This is a genomic window from Streptomyces sp. NPDC015144 (assembly GCF_043079735.1).
Lineage (GTDB): Bacteria > Actinomycetota > Actinomycetes > Streptomycetales > Streptomycetaceae > Streptomyces.
Map to the genome: position 1 here is coordinate 250,873 of NZ_JBIBUU010000007.1, position 13,628 is coordinate 264,500.

Here is a 13,628-nt window from a genome sequence, read left to right on the forward strand (position 1 = left end):
CCCTGGTCCTTACGGGCCTGTCGCTGCTGCACTTTTCCCCTCGGTCCTGCGCGGGTTCCCCAGACTTCGAAACCCAAGATCGAATCTACTGCGTCCCGTGGTGCCGAGGTGACAAGTTCGCCCACCGGCGTTATGTCGACAAGGTCACTTGGCGGGAAGCGTTCGATCACGAAGCGTTGCATCTGGAGGACGCAGAGGGAAGTGCGCTGCGCATTGATGGCCCGTCCCCGTTGGGCAGAAGCGTACCGCGCGGTCTCTTCCTGCCTGGTGCAAGGGGGTTCGTCGGCCATTTCGGCAAGGAACGGGCAGGGAGGTGAAGTTGGCTTGAAATAGATGGTTGTGCATACGTGATTCGGTCAATGAACCGGCGCACAACCCGGCTGAACAACCGCTTCTGCGCGCCCCCGGAGCAGGCAGGACGGTCGATTACGGGCGAGACGGCACCGGCGACACGCGGCGACTGGTTTCCGCCCACGCGCCAGGTGTGTGTCTTTGGCCATGTGGCTGCCGGAACGGGGTGCGCCGGGGGCCGGAGCGGGGCGGGCGGGCCGCGGCGGGCGCGGTGGGGCCTCTGGGGTGATCCACCGTCCCGGGAGGGCCGGCGGCCGGTGCCGCGGGGCGCTTCGGGGCGTACGGGGGCCGGTGGCCGAACTCCGCGTGGGCGGGGTGACGCATTCGGCTGCGCGCGATCACCGAGAGGGACCGCCGGGGGGCTCGCGGCGTCGGTGTACGACACAGGCGCCATTGCCATCCGGGACCGCCTCGGGCATGCTCCGTGACACGTCGAGCGCGCTTTGCGCGGATCTGGGCGGTGGAGGAGTGGCGCCGTACCCTTGGGGGTAAGGGGTTGGGAAGATGATTCCCGGACACCGCAACACCGCCTGCTGGCGCACCTTCCCCAGTCGCTCTCCTCACGAGGACTCTCTTCGCCGAGACACCGATGGCCGGTCACGAAATCCCTGAACCCGCCGACCGCAAGCAGGTAGCCGACCACCTGTCGGACCCGCTGGCGGTCGAAGAAGCACGTCATTCCTGCGATCCGGCCTTCCGCCACGGAGTGGTGGTCGGTTTCGACGGCTCGACCTCCAGTGAGCGGGCCCTCGCCTATGCCATCGGTATGGCCCGAAGATCGGGTTCCGGCCTGATCATCGTCCACGTCGCCAACCGGTTGCCCACCACGGTCTGGGCGGGCTGCGAACCGCCCGTCTTCGTCGATGTGCCCGATCACCGCACCGAGGTCCTCGGGCTGGAGCTCGCCTGCGCGGACTACCTCTCCGAGGTGCCCTGGGTGCTGGTCGAGCGCGGCGGGGACATCTGCCACGAGCTGGAGGAGGTCGGGCGGGAGTACTCGGCGGACGCCATCGTCGTGGGCTCCACGCACGGCGTCGTCGGCCGCATCTTCGGCTCGGTGGCCGGCCGCCTCGCACGGCGCGCGCAGCGCCCGGTCGTCGTCATCCCCTGACCGGTTTCCCGATCTGTTTTCCCGACCCGTTTCCCCGATCTGTTTCCCAAGCCGTTCCCCGAACGGGCGTCGCCCCGCCGGTCATGAGTCAACTCGTCCGTGGAAGCACGGTGTTGACGGACCGGCGGGGCGACGGTGTACGGGACGTACGGGCGCGGGGCGGGTGGACCTACTCGACCGTGACGGACTTCGCCAGGTTGCGCGGCTTGTCGATGTCCCGGCCCATGGCCAGCGCCGTGTGGTACGCGAAGAGCTGGAGCGGGATGCCCATGAGGATCGGGTCCAGCTCGTTCTCGTTCTTCGGGACGACGATGGTGTGGTCGGCCTTCTCCTGCACCTGGTGGGCGACGGCGAGGATGCGGCCGTCCCGGGCCTTGATCTCCTCCAGCGCGGCCCGGTTCTTCTCCAGCAGGTCGTCGTCCGGCACGATCGCGACCGTCGGCATCGCGGGCTCGATCAGGGCCAGCGGCCCGTGCTTCAGCTCGGAGGCCGGGTACGCCTCGGCGTGGATGTACGAGACCTCCTTGAGCTTCAGCGACGCCTCGCGGGCGACCGGGTAACCGCGCACCCGGCCGATGAACATCATCGACTTGGCGTCCGCGTACTCGGCGGCCATCCTCTTGATCTCGTCCTCGTTGGCGAGGATCTCGCTGATCTGGGCGGGGAGCTTGCGCAGCCCCTCGATGATCCGCTTGCCGTCGGCGACCGACAGGTCACGGATGCGGCCCAGGTGCAGGGCGAGCAGCGCGAAGGCGACCACCGTGTTGGTGAAGCACTTGGTGGAGACCACGCAGACCTCGGGGCCGGCGTGGACGTAGGTACCGCCGTCGGCCTCGCGGGCGATGGCCGAGCCCACCACGTTGACGACGCCGAGCACCCGGGCGCCCTTGCGCTTGAGCTCCTGGACGGCGGCCAGCACGTCGTAGGTCTCGCCGGACTGGGAGACCGCGACGTACAGCGTGTCCGGGTCGACGACCGGGTTGCGGTAGCGGAACTCGGAGGCCGGCTCGGCGTCCGCGGGGATGCGGGCCAGCTCCTCGATCAACTGGGCGCCGATCTGGCCCGCGTGGTACGAGGTGCCGCAGCCCAGGATCTTGATCCGGCGGACCCCGCGCGCCTCGCGGGCGTCCAGGTTGAGGCCGCCCAGGTGCACGGTGGCGAACCGGTCGTCGATCCGGCCGCGCAGCACCCGGTCCACGGCGTCGGCCTGCTCGGAGATCTCCTTGTGCATGTACGTGTCGTGGCCGCCCATGTCGTACGACTCGGCCTCCCACTCCACGGTGGTCGGCGTGGCCGTCGTGGACGAGCCCTCCGTGGTGTACGTACGGAAGTCGTCGGCCTTGAGGGTGGCCATCTCGCCGTCGTCCAGGGTCACGACCTGGCGGGTGTGGGCGACCAGCGCGGCGACGTCCGAGGCGACGAACATCTCCTTCTCGCCGATGCCGAGGACGACCGGGGAGCCGTTGCGGGCGACCACGATGCGGTCGTTGAAGTCGGCGTGCATGACGGCGATGCCGTACGTGCCCTCGACCGAGCGCAGCGCCTCGCGGACCTTCTCCTCCAGGGTGTCCGCCGGGGAGCGGGCGATCAGGTGGACCAGCACCTCGGTGTCGGTCTCGGAGAGGAAGACGACGCCGTCGGCGACGAGCCGGGTGCGCAGCTCGGAGGCGTTGTCGATGATCCCGTTGTGGACGACGGCGACCTTGTTGTCGGCGTCCAGGTGCGGGTGCGCGTTCTCGTCGCTCGGGGCGCCGTGGGTGGCCCAGCGGGTGTGGGCGATACCGGTGGTGCCGGTGAAGCGCTTGGGGACGCGGGCCTCCAGCTCGCGGACCCGGCCCTTCGCCTTCACCATCCGCAGCGCGGCGGGCTTGCCGGCCGTCGCCTTGCCGGTGATGACGATGCCCGCGGAGTCGTAACCCCGGTACTCCAGCCGCTGCAGCCCCTCCAGCAGCAGGGGAGCCACGTCGCGCTTCCCGATGTATCCGACGATTCCGCACATAGAGTCTCTGCCCCTCCGACGATGTGTTCCTGGTGCTCGTGCGCCTGCCCGTCCGCCCGCCCGTGGGCGGTGCGGCCGCTTCAGCCGTAGACGATGCGGCGCAGCTGGCGGAGCGAGAGCTCCGGCGGCGCCACCGCGCGGTGCGGCAGCTCGGCCGCGATCCGTTCGAAGATCTCCGCGTTGACCAGGCCGCCGGACTGCAGTTCGCGGTGGCGGCGGCGGACGAAGTCCTCGGTGGTCTCGTCGAAGTACGCCAGCACGTCGAGGACAACCCGGGCGGCCTCACCGCGCTGGAGCGCGGTGCTGCGCACCAGGTGGTCGATGAGGTCGTCGTGCGACGGTCGGCGTTCGAGCACTCGTTGATACTGCGGTCGATGAGACGCTTATGCAACAATCCTGCCCGATATCGGGCAGGGATCGGTGTGATTGCGGTCTCGGGGTGGGGTCGGTCGCCCGGTCACGCCCTACAGGCGCTTGAGCACGGCCTGCTTGGCGGCGGTGAACTCGTCGTCCGTGAGAACCCCGGCGCGGTGCAGGTCGCCGAGCTCGCGGAGCCTGCGCAGAAGAACGTCGTGGTCGTCGCTCCCGGCCGGGGGCGCGATCGCCGCGGGCTCGGCACCGGTGCCGGCACCGGGTCCGGCCTTGGGCAGGGCGTCCGGGCCGGTACCGGCACCGGTGCCGGCCGGGGTGCCGGGCAGCCGCACCAGGACCGCCGCCGCGACCAGCGCGGCCGTGTGCTCCTTCTTCGACAGCCCCCACAGGTCCAGCGAGTACGGGTCCTTCTCGGGCGGGAGCGGCGACGCCGGAACCCCGGCCCGGAAGAAGCGGAGGTGTCCGTTCTCCAGGCCGATGGCGGGCATCCAGCGCACGTCCGTCACTTCCGCCACGGGGAACGCCACCGGGCCGTGCGCGGACTTGGCCTCGGCGGCCTTCCAGTTCCAGGTGAGCCGCACCGTCTCCCCGTCGAAGGAGGCCGTGCCGTCCCCGCCGCCACCGGCGACCGGCAGCGAGGGCCCCGGCAGCAGGAAGCCGTCGACCGGGCCGGTGGGCACCTGCTCGACCAGCAGGGCGTTGCGCACCGCGTCGACGAAGTACTCCGCCACCCCGTCGCGGTCCTTCTCCACGGCCAGTTGGTACGGGTCCGCCGCGCCGGTCAGCCGGCCGTCGGCGGCGCGCAGCACCGGGCACGCCCCGTCGCGCAGCCGCAACCGCAGCCGGCCGCCCTTGCGGTCCGGCTCGAAGGAGATGCCCGCCAGGGCGTCCAGCGGGACGACCCGTTCCCCGAGCGCCTCCCGGATCGGATGGATGCCCTTGCCCCGGCCGGGCACGATCCGTACCGCCTCGCCGTCGAAGGTCCAGGTCCCGTCGCGCTGGATGATGTCCGCCATGCCGTCGATTCTGTCAGCCCGCGCGGAAGGGGCTCAGGGGGCGGCCGCCCGCTCGCGCCCCCAGGCGGCCAGCGGGCGGAGCGCTTCGTTGAGGCGGGTGCCGTCCTCGGTCAGCGAGTACTCGACGCGGGGCGGGACCTCCTCGTAGGAGACGCGGCGCACCACACCGTCCGCCTCCATCTCCCGCAGGTGGGAGGCGAGCACCTTCTCGGTGACCCCGGGCAGCTTCCGGCGCAGCTCGCCGAAGCGGAGGCGGGGGTGCTCGTGGAGCGCCCACAGGACGAGCACCTTCCACTTGCCGCCGATCACTTCCATCGCGGTGTCGATCCCGCAGACATGCCCTTCCGGCGTGCCCGGCCGGTTCAGCGTCGCCATGCCCCCACCCCTTCGACGTGCTTGCTCACCCGAGGGTAACCACCCACTCCGAAGTGCGTACTTGATCGTTTCCGCGGCGGCCAGCAGCCTCGACCCCATGACACAGCACCTGGTCGGAACGACCGAGAAGAAGACCGTGGGGACCTCCGGCGCGAAGGCTCCTCTGACCCTGCTGGGCCTCGGCGCCATGGGGACGGCCCTGGCCCGGGCCTGGCTCGCCGAGGGCCATCCGCTCACCGTCTGGAACCGCACCCTCGCCCGCGCGGCCGCGCTCGTCGGCGAGGGCGCGCGGGCCGCGGACGATGCCGCCGCGGCGGTCGCGGCGAACCGGCTGGTCGTCGTCTGCCTGCTGGACGACGCCTCCGTCGCCACCGTGCTGGACGGCGTCGACCTGGCCGGCAAGGACCTGGTCGACCTGACCACCGGCACCCCGGCCGAGGCCCGCGCCCGCGCCCGGTGGGCCCAGGAGCGAGGTGCCCGCTACCTGGACGGCGGGATCATGGCCGTACCCCCGATGATCGGTGTCCCGGGCGCGGGCGGCTACATCCTCCACAGCGGCTCCCGGGAGCTGTTCGAGGAGCACCGGGAGACCCTGAGCGTTCCGGCCGGGGCCACCTGGGTCGGTACGGACCCGGGGTTCGCGGCCCTGTACGACATGGCCCTGCTCGGTGCCATGTACGGGATGTTCGCCGGGGCCGCGCACGCCTTCGCCCTGATCCGGAAGGAGGACGTCGACCCCGTGGCGTTCGCCCCGCTGCTGGCCGACTGGCTCGTCGCGATGGCCCCGTCGGTGCACCGGACGGCCGCGAACCTGCGCAGCGGCGACTACACCGAGGGCGTGGTGTCCAACCTCGCCATGCAGGTGGCCGGTACGCCCGCCTTCCTGCGCGCCGCCGAGGAGCAGGGGGTGAGCGCGGAACTGCTCCGCCCCTACTTCGACCTGATGCGCCGCCGCCTGGCCGGGGGCGGCGGCGACGAGGACCTGACGGGGGTGGTCGACCTGCTGGTGCGCTGAGCCCGTCGCCGGTCCGGACTCACCAGACCAGGACCCCGCCGCCGACCGACCGGGCGCGCAGGGCGGCGCGGTGGATGTGGGAGAGCCGGACGGCAACGTAGTCCTCCCGGTAGCCGCTGTGCTCGGCGAGCTCGGCCGTGTGCCGGCGCAGCAGTGCGCACTCGGCGAGGAAGTCCTCGATGTCCTCCGGCTGTACGTAGAGGTTGCCGTCGGCCAGTTCCGGGAGGAACCGGGCGCCGAGGGCCCGTGCGCACTCCGAGCCCCAGAGCGCGGTCCGGGTCCGTTCGAACCCGGCCATGTCGCTGCCGTCCTCGGGGTCGTCGAGCAGCCGCTGCCGGCCGTCCTCGTCGTAGACGAAGGTGTGGACGAGCAGGCTCATGCCCCGAACTCCGCCCGGCAGTCGTCGAGCCCCTCGACGCTGACCTCGATGCTCCGGCACTCCTCCCAGCGGGCGCGGTCGATCCGCAGCCGTTGCAGGGTGCAGGGCACGTCGCCGACGGCGGTGACCGTGAGGCCGTCCGGCAGATAGCCCAGCCGGCGCGACACGCCCAGGGAGCGGGCGTTGTCGGTCATCGCGGCCGACACGGCGCTCCGGGCCCCGAGGCCGGCGAAGGCCAGATGCAGGACGGCGGCGCGCATCTCGGTACCGAGGCCCCGGCCCTGGTGGGCGAGGCCCAGCCAGGACCCGGAGGCAACCTCGCCGGTGATCGCGAAGTCCTTCCCCGTCAGGTCCTGCCGCCCGATCGCCCTGCCCTCGTGCAGCACGGCGAGGCCGAGCGTCCAGTTCCGGGGCGACCAGTCGGCGAGGGTGTGCAGCACGTGCTGGAAGGTGGCCCGGGCGCGACCGGCGGGCGGTGCGTCCGTCCAGGGCATCGTGAACGGCGTCTCGCCCGGGGCGTGCACCCCGTCGGCCGCGACCGAGGCGAGGTCGTCGAGCAGTTCCAGGTCCGGGAGGCGCAGCTCCAGGCGGGGCGTGCGGAGTCGGAGCCCGTACAGGGGCCAGTGCTGTGGCGTCATGTCCGGACTCTGCCGGGGGCGGGGCCGCGCTGTCGAACGGATTCCGGCGGGCGGCCCCGGGGGCGTCAGGGGCGCGGCCAGGGCCGGCCGGCCAGCCGCTCGATGTCGGTGTTGAAACGGCGCAGGTAGGCGGCGAAACCGGAGATGTCCTCGTCCGACCAGTCGGTCATGACCCGCTCCAGGGAGTCGACGATGCCCTTGCGCTCCGCGTCGAGCGTGCGGGCGCCCTCCTCGGTGATCCGGAACTTGCGGGCCATGCCGCCCGAGGGGTCCGGTATGCGCTCCACGAGCCCGGCGCGCATGGCCGCCGCGGTCTGCCGGTTGAGGGTGGACGCGTCGAGCCCGAAGGCGTCGCTGAGCTCGCCGATCGACATCGGCCCCTGGACGCGGATGCGGCTGAGCAGGACGTAGGCGCTGTGGTCCATCAGGCCGCCCTTGCGCCGCCCGCCCTTGTTCCGCAGCAGGCTGTGGCGGCTGAGGAGCATCTGCTCGTACTCGACCTCATGGGTGGGCCTGGTCATGGGTGCCTGCCGTCTTCCCTCGTCGTCGCGGTGTCCGGATGCCCGGGGCCCCGCTCTTCGCCGGCGCCCGATGGGTCACGGGGGCCGGCTCCCATTCTCCCACAGGCTATGTAGCGTACATATAACATGCAAGCTGCATGGAGTGTGTACGATACATAGCCTTCTTCCCGATACACACCCGAGGAGTCCCGGATGGGCGCACCCCAGCCATCAACCCGCACTGGCGGCATCGTCGCCACCCTGGCCATCGCCGGGGTCACGGCGGCGATCATGCAGACCCTGGTCACCCCGCTCATCGCCGAGCTGCCGCAGATCCTGAACACCACCCCCTCGAACGCGGCCTGGGTGATCACCGTCACCCTGCTGGTCTCCGCCGTCTGCGTGCCCGTCTCCGGCCGGCTCGGCGACATGGTCGGCAAGCGGCGCATGCTCCTCGTCTGCTCCGTGCCGTTGATAGCCGGTTCGGTGGTGTGCGCGCTCTCGTCGTCCGTCGTCCCGATGATCGTCGGCCGCGGCCTCCAGGGCATGGGCATGGGCGTCCTGCCGCTGGGCATCGCGCTGCTGCGCGACGTGGTCCCGGCGGAGAAGCTCAGCTCCTCCATCGCGCTGGTCAGCGCCTCCATGGGCATCGGCGGTGCGCTCGGCCTGCCGATCGCCGCGGCGGTCGCCCAGTACACCGACTGGCGGGTGCTCTTCTGGGGCTCGGCCGGCCTGGCCGCCGTCGTCGCGGCGCTGATCTGGTTCCTGATCCCCGACGTGCCGGCCGGGGCCAAGGGGCAGCGGTTCGACGTGCTCGGCGCGCTCGGCCTCGGGGTGGGGCTGGTCTGCCTGCTGCTCGCGGTGTCCAAGGGCGCGGACTGGGGCTGGGGCTCGGCCACCACGCTCGGCCTGTTCGTCGCCGCGGTGGTCGTGCTGCTCGCCTGGGGCCTGTGGGAGCTGCGTACCCGTGACCCGCTGGTCGACCTGCGCACCACCGCCCGCCCCCGGGTGCTGATGACCAACCTCGCCTCGGTCTTCGTCGGCTTCGGCATGTACGCCGCCATGCTGATCTCGCCGCAGCTCCTCCAGTTCCCCTCCGAGACCGGCTACGGGCTCGGCCAGTCGATGCTCGCGGCGGGTCTGTGGATGGCGCCCGGCGGCATCATGATGATGATCGTCTCCCCGCTCGGCGGAAAGCTCATCGACGCCCGCGGCCCCAAGTTCACCCTGGTCTGCGGCATCCTCGTCATCGCGGTCGGCTACGGCCTGGCGCTGGTGCTGATGGGCTCCGCGTGGGGCCTGATGGTGGTCGGCATGGTGACCAGCAGCGGCGTCGGCCTGGCGTACGGCTCGATGCCCGCGCTGATCATGGGCTCGGTCCCGCTGTCGGAGACCGCCGCCGCCAACGGCTTCAACACGCTGATGCGCTCGCTCGGCACGTCGATCGGCGCCGCGGTGGTCGGCGTCGTCCTCTCCCAGATGACCGTCACCATGGGCGGCTACACCCTCACCTCGGAGAACGGCTTCCGTACCGGGCTCATGGTCGGCTGCGGCGTCGCCCTGGTCGCGGCCGCCGTCGCCGCCCTCATCCCGGCCATGCGCCGCACCGGTGAGGACGCCGACGCCACGCCCGAGCCGGCCCCGGCCAAGGTCTGACCCGCGATTCGCGTACTGCCGCCGCCCGTTCCCCGCACAAGTGGGGGACGGGCGGTTTTCTTCGAGCGACTCGCGGAAGTGTCCCGAACCGCCTTTGAGTGGGAACGAGTTCTGCGGACCGCCACGACGCTCCGCCTTCGCCGGGCCGTCGCGCTTGATCTCGCTCGGGCAAAGGACCGTTCATGTGAGTCGCTTGGTGCCGGGGGCCGCGGCTTGGTCGTGAAGCAGTTGCAGTACGTGCCGCAGGTCGGGGCGTTTGCTGGTTCCCGCACGGCTGACGGTGAAGATGGACCGGGAGACGGGGAGGAGCAAGGGGTGGAGGCTGAGGAACCCGGTGGTGTCGGGTAGTGCCATACGAGGGATGAGGGCGGTACCCGCTCCTGCGGCGACCAGGGCTGCCAGCACGGCGAAGTCGCTGCTCCGGGCCCTGATGTCCGGGACGAAGCCGGCCGAGCCGCAGGCGCGTTGGATCATCTCGTAGCAGGAGGTCTCCGGTCCTGGGGTGAGCCAGGGCAGGTCTGCCGCGCGGGACAGGTCCACCGGCTGGCCGGGCCGCAGCCCCAGCTCGCCGGCCTGGCGGGGATGCAGGGCGAGCAGCACCGGTTCCTCCATGAGGACGGCCTGCTCGTATGCGGCGGGGAAGCTACGCGGCAGCACGGTGTAGCTGTGGACCAGGGCGAGGTCGGTGGAACGCTTGTGCAGCTCGTCGAGGGCTTGGTCGGGTTCTTGCACGGAAAGTCGCAGCGACAGTTCTGGGGCGGGATCGCTCTCGGCCAGTCGTTGCCACAGGGGCGCGACGAGGGCGCGGGCGGCGGAAGCGAAGGCGGTGATCCGTACGATGCCGCGCCGGCCGCTCTGCAGGGCGGCCAGGCCGGACTCGGCTGCCGCGAGTTCCGCAAGGATGATCTCCGCATGAGCCACCAGCAGTTCCCCGGCCGCGGTCAGCCGGAGCGTGCGTCCCTGCTTCTCCACCACTGGCGTGCCGGCCTCCTTCTGCAGGGCGGCGAGGTGCTGGGAGACCGCTGGTGGTGTCAGGTGGAGAGCCTCCGCGGTGGCCGCGACGGTCCCGTACGCGGCGAGGTGCTGGAGGATGCGCAGGCGGCGTACATCGAGCACGGTCTACTCCTTGATCGGGCCGGGGCCGGAGACGGGTTCCGCGACGCGCTGCGGACCGCGGCGGGTGTTCTCGCCGCGTGTGGGGGCGGGCTGGCCGACCGCCGGGCGGCCGGGGGCATCCGCTCGCTCTCCGCGGCGGCGCTGTACCGGGGTGCGCCGGTTGATCGTGATCACTCCCGCGATGCCGACCGCTCCGCCGACCAGCTCGACGAAGTGGGGCACCTCGCCCAGCCAGACGAAGGAGATGACCAGGGCCACCGGCGGGACCAGGTACAGGGCGGCGGTCGAGGCGGCGAGCGGTAGTCGGGCGACGGCATACGCCCAGATGACAAAGCCGAGCGCGGAGGGGAGCAGGCCCAGGTAGAGCGCGGATGCCAGGGCGCCGGGCGATGCATGCAGAGTCGCGTGCCAGGTGGCGGGAGCCAGCGGCAGAGCGAAGACCGTGCCGGCGACCATCGCGTAGGTGGCGACCTCAAGACCGGTGTGGTGACGCAGCAGGGGCTTGGTGGCGACGTGGTACACCCCTTGGACCACCGCGGCGGCCAGGACGACGAGGGCGGAGACGGTGAACCCGCCGGTGCCCCTGGCCAGGCTGACGATGGCGGCGCCGGCGAGCGCGACGACGCTGCCGAGGACGGTGTTGCGGCTCACCCGCTCTTTGAGGAACAGGCTTCCCAGCAGCACGCTGAAGGAGGGGACGATCGCGATCAACAGGCTCGCCGTACCGGCCGGCACGTTTACCTCGCCCCAGTTGAGCAGGAGCTGGTAGGCGGTGATCCCGGTCGCCCCGCACAAGGCAACCATGGGCAGATCACGGGACCGGGGCAGGCGGACCTTCGCGAACGGCGCCACCAGCAGCAGGGCAACAGCGGCGATGACGATCCGTAGGAACGACAGAGCCTGCACCCCCAGACCGTCGACCCCGACCCGGATGCAGGGGAAGGCCGAGGCCCACAGGACGACGGTGCCGGCCAGGGCGAGGAAGCGGGAGGAGATGAGGCGTTGCTGCATAAGGTCCAGCATCCTCGCCCGGAATGAAAAGTTCCATTTAGTCTTTTAGGTGGAAACCATTAGTTGCGCTTATTCGGGATTCCAGGCTCACGGTTCCGGGAGGTGGGGAGTGGGCCTCGGGCGGACCGAGTGGCCGCCGCCGCACGGGTGACGGCGGTTTCCGGCGGGATACGTCCCGGTGGTGCGGTACAAAGGGACGGAATCCATGGCGCCGCCCTCGATGCGACGAGGTGACAGCAGTGGCGAGCATGGGCCCGCGCCCCGGGTCTCCCGGGTGCGGTCGCGCTGTACGAGGGGGCGGGCGCCCCCTTCGCGGGGGCCGGTACGGGTCCGTCGCGAGCAGCCCACGAGCCTCGATCCGTCGATTCAAGCAGGAGGTTCGGTCATGCGGTCACGCGTCACCCTGGTGGCCATCGTCGGCCTGGGATGCGCCCTGGTGGGGGCGGTGTCCGTCCCGGCGTCCGCCGGTCCGCAGGTGCAGTTCAAGAACGTGGCCACGGGCAGGTGCCTGGACAGCAACGACGCGGGCAGGGTCTACACGCTCGGGTGCAACGGCGGCGGCAACCAGCACTGGACGGTGCGGCTCGACGACACCGGCGGTGGCGAGCTCAAGGACGTGGCGACGGGCAAGTGCCTGGACAGCAACGGCGCCGGTGACGTCTACGCGCTCGGCTGCAACGGTGGCGGCAACCAGCGCTGGACGCCGCGGGAATCGGGCGCCGGCGTCGTGGTGTGGAAGAACGTCGCCACCGGCAAGTGCCTGGACAGCAACGGTTCGGGCAGGGTCTACACGCTGGGCTGCAACGACGGCGGCAACCAGCGCTGGAGGTAACGGCCCCGGGAGCCGTACGCGGACGACGGGGCGGGCCTCCGCAGAGGCCCGCCCCGTCCCGTTCCGTCGCGCCTACCCGGACTCAGGCCGGGAGGCCCAGCTCCCGGGCGATCAGCATGCGCTGGACCTCGCTCGTGCCCTCGCCGATCTCCAGGATCTTGGAGTCGCGCCACATGCGGGCCACCGGGTACTCGTTCATGAACCCGTAGCCGCCGTGGACCTGGGTGGCCTCGCGGGCGTTGTCCACGGCGACCGTGGAGGAGTACAGCTTGGCGATGGCCGCCTCCTTCTTGAACGGCTCGCCCGCCAGCATCCGCGAGGCGGCGTCGCGCCAGCCGATACGGGCCATGTGGGCGCGCATCTCCATGTCGGCGATCTTGAACTGGATGGCCTGGTTGGTGCCGATCGGCTTGCCGAACGCGTGGCGCTCGGCCGCGTACTTCACCGACTCGTCCACACAGCCCTGCGCCAGCCCCGTGGAGAGCGCGGCGATGGCGATCCGGCCCTCGTCCAGGATGCGCAGGAACTGGGCGTAGCCCCGGCCCTCCTCGCCCAGCAGGTTCTCCAGCGGCACGCGGACGTCGGAGAAGGACAGCTCGCGGGTGTCCGAGGAGTTCCAGCCGACCTTGGAGTACGGGGCGGCGACGGTGAAGCCGGGGGTGCCGGACGGCACGATGATCGAGGAGATCAGCGGCCGCCCGTCGGGCTTGCGGCCGGTCACCGCCGTGACCGTGACCAGCTCTGTGATGTCCGTGCCGGAGTTGGTGATGAAGCACTTCGAGCCGTTGATCACCCACTCGCCGGCCGCCTCGTCGCGCACGGCCGTCGTGCGCGTGCCGCCCGCGTCCGAGCCGCCGTCCGGCTCGGTCAGGCCGAAGGCGCCCAGCGCCTCGCCCGAGCAGAGCCTCGGCAGCCAGCGCCGCTTCTGCTCCTCCGTACCGAAGCGGTACACCGGCATCGCGCCGAGCGAGACCCCGGCCTCCAGGGTGATCGCCACCGACGAGTCGACCCGGGCCAGCTCCTCCAGGGCGATCCCGAGGGCGAGATAGTCGCCGCCCATGCCGCCGTACTCCTCCGGGAACGGCAGCCCGAACAGGCCCATCCGCCCCATCTCCCGCACGATCTCGTACGGGAACTCGTGCCGTTCGTAGAGGTCGCCGATCTTCGGCGCGACGACGTCGTGCGCGAACTCCTCGACGGTGCGCCGCAGTTCCTCGTGTTCGGCGGTCAGCCGGTGGTCCAGGGACATGGCAGGGT

The 13,628-nt window shown here is 71.3% G+C and carries 14 protein-coding genes; 4 read left to right on the top strand and 10 right to left on the bottom strand.

Annotated elements, in window-relative coordinates:
• Positions 1-940 precede the first annotated feature (940 nt).
• Complete coding sequence (locus ACF08W_RS15265; protein ID WP_352273826.1) at positions 941-1,462, top strand: universal stress protein; 522 nt, start codon at positions 941-943, stop codon at positions 1,460-1,462.
• A gap of 169 nt (positions 1,463-1,631) precedes the next feature.
• Here ACF08W_RS15265 and glmS read toward each other — a convergent pair whose 3' ends face one another.
• From glmS to ACF08W_RS15285, 4 genes are all read right to left on the bottom strand, one after another.
• Positions 1,632-3,461: a glutamine--fructose-6-phosphate transaminase (isomerizing) gene (gene glmS / locus ACF08W_RS15270; RefSeq protein WP_352273827.1), complete on the bottom strand. Its 1,830-nt coding sequence runs from the start codon at positions 3,459-3,461 to the stop codon at positions 1,632-1,634.
• Positions 3,462-3,541: 80 nt separating this feature from the next.
• Positions 3,542-3,817 (bottom strand): hypothetical protein, encoded by a 276-nt coding sequence (locus ACF08W_RS15275; RefSeq protein ID WP_352273828.1) that lies wholly within the window; start codon positions 3,815-3,817, stop codon positions 3,542-3,544.
• A gap of 108 nt (positions 3,818-3,925) precedes the next feature.
• The gene (locus ACF08W_RS15280; protein WP_392279478.1) at positions 3,926-4,849 is read right to left on the bottom strand and encodes a DUF4429 domain-containing protein; all 924 of its coding nucleotides are present in this window, start codon (positions 4,847-4,849) and stop codon (positions 3,926-3,928) included.
• Between the two features lie 33 nt (positions 4,850-4,882).
• The gene (locus tag ACF08W_RS15285; RefSeq protein WP_352273830.1) at positions 4,883-5,224 is read right to left on the bottom strand and encodes a helix-turn-helix domain-containing protein; all 342 of its coding nucleotides are present in this window, start codon (positions 5,222-5,224) and stop codon (positions 4,883-4,885) included.
• Between the two features lie 97 nt (positions 5,225-5,321).
• On the opposite strand from ACF08W_RS15285, the gene ACF08W_RS15290 reads away from it, so the two are divergent.
• Complete coding sequence (locus ACF08W_RS15290) at positions 5,322-6,239, top strand: NAD(P)-dependent oxidoreductase (RefSeq protein ID WP_392279479.1); 918 nt, start codon at positions 5,322-5,324, stop codon at positions 6,237-6,239.
• Positions 6,240-6,258: 19 nt separating this feature from the next.
• On the opposite strand, the gene ACF08W_RS15295 is transcribed toward ACF08W_RS15290, so the two are convergent.
• The 3 genes from ACF08W_RS15295 to ACF08W_RS15305 form a co-directional block, all read right to left on the bottom strand.
• Positions 6,259-6,618, bottom strand: a complete 360-nt coding sequence (locus ACF08W_RS15295) for a hypothetical protein (RefSeq protein WP_392279480.1) — start codon at positions 6,616-6,618, stop codon at positions 6,259-6,261.
• Positions 6,615-7,256: a GNAT family N-acetyltransferase gene (locus tag ACF08W_RS15300; protein WP_392279481.1), complete on the bottom strand. Its 642-nt coding sequence runs from the start codon at positions 7,254-7,256 to the stop codon at positions 6,615-6,617. Before ACF08W_RS15300 ends, ACF08W_RS15295 begins: the two co-directional genes overlap by 4 nt.
• A gap of 65 nt (positions 7,257-7,321) precedes the next feature.
• Positions 7,322-7,777, bottom strand: coding sequence for a MarR family winged helix-turn-helix transcriptional regulator (locus ACF08W_RS15305; protein ID WP_392279482.1), 456 nt, complete (start codon positions 7,775-7,777; stop codon positions 7,322-7,324).
• A gap of 192 nt (positions 7,778-7,969) precedes the next feature.
• Here ACF08W_RS15305 and ACF08W_RS15310 point away from each other — a divergent pair, with 192 nt between their 5' ends.
• Positions 7,970-9,412: an MFS transporter gene (locus ACF08W_RS15310; protein ID WP_392279483.1), complete on the top strand. Its 1,443-nt coding sequence runs from the start codon at positions 7,970-7,972 to the stop codon at positions 9,410-9,412.
• A gap of 180 nt (positions 9,413-9,592) precedes the next feature.
• Here the strand turns inward: ACF08W_RS15310 and ACF08W_RS15315 are convergent, their stop codons facing one another.
• Positions 9,593-10,528 (bottom strand): LysR family transcriptional regulator, encoded by a 936-nt coding sequence (locus tag ACF08W_RS15315; protein ID WP_392279484.1) that lies wholly within the window; start codon positions 10,526-10,528, stop codon positions 9,593-9,595.
• A gap of 3 nt (positions 10,529-10,531) precedes the next feature.
• Positions 10,532-11,539 (bottom strand): DMT family transporter, encoded by a 1,008-nt coding sequence (locus ACF08W_RS15320; RefSeq protein ID WP_392279485.1) that lies wholly within the window; start codon positions 11,537-11,539, stop codon positions 10,532-10,534.
• A gap of 385 nt (positions 11,540-11,924) precedes the next feature.
• Here ACF08W_RS15320 and ACF08W_RS15325 point away from each other — a divergent pair, with 385 nt between their 5' ends.
• Positions 11,925-12,371, top strand: a complete 447-nt coding sequence (locus tag ACF08W_RS15325) for an RICIN domain-containing protein (RefSeq protein ID WP_352273838.1) — start codon at positions 11,925-11,927, stop codon at positions 12,369-12,371.
• 82 nt (positions 12,372-12,453) lie between these two features.
• On the opposite strand, the gene ACF08W_RS15330 is transcribed toward ACF08W_RS15325, so the two are convergent.
• Positions 12,454-13,620 (bottom strand): acyl-CoA dehydrogenase family protein, encoded by a 1,167-nt coding sequence (locus tag ACF08W_RS15330; protein ID WP_352273839.1) that lies wholly within the window; start codon positions 13,618-13,620, stop codon positions 12,454-12,456.
• Between the last annotated feature and the right edge of the window lie 8 nt (positions 13,621-13,628).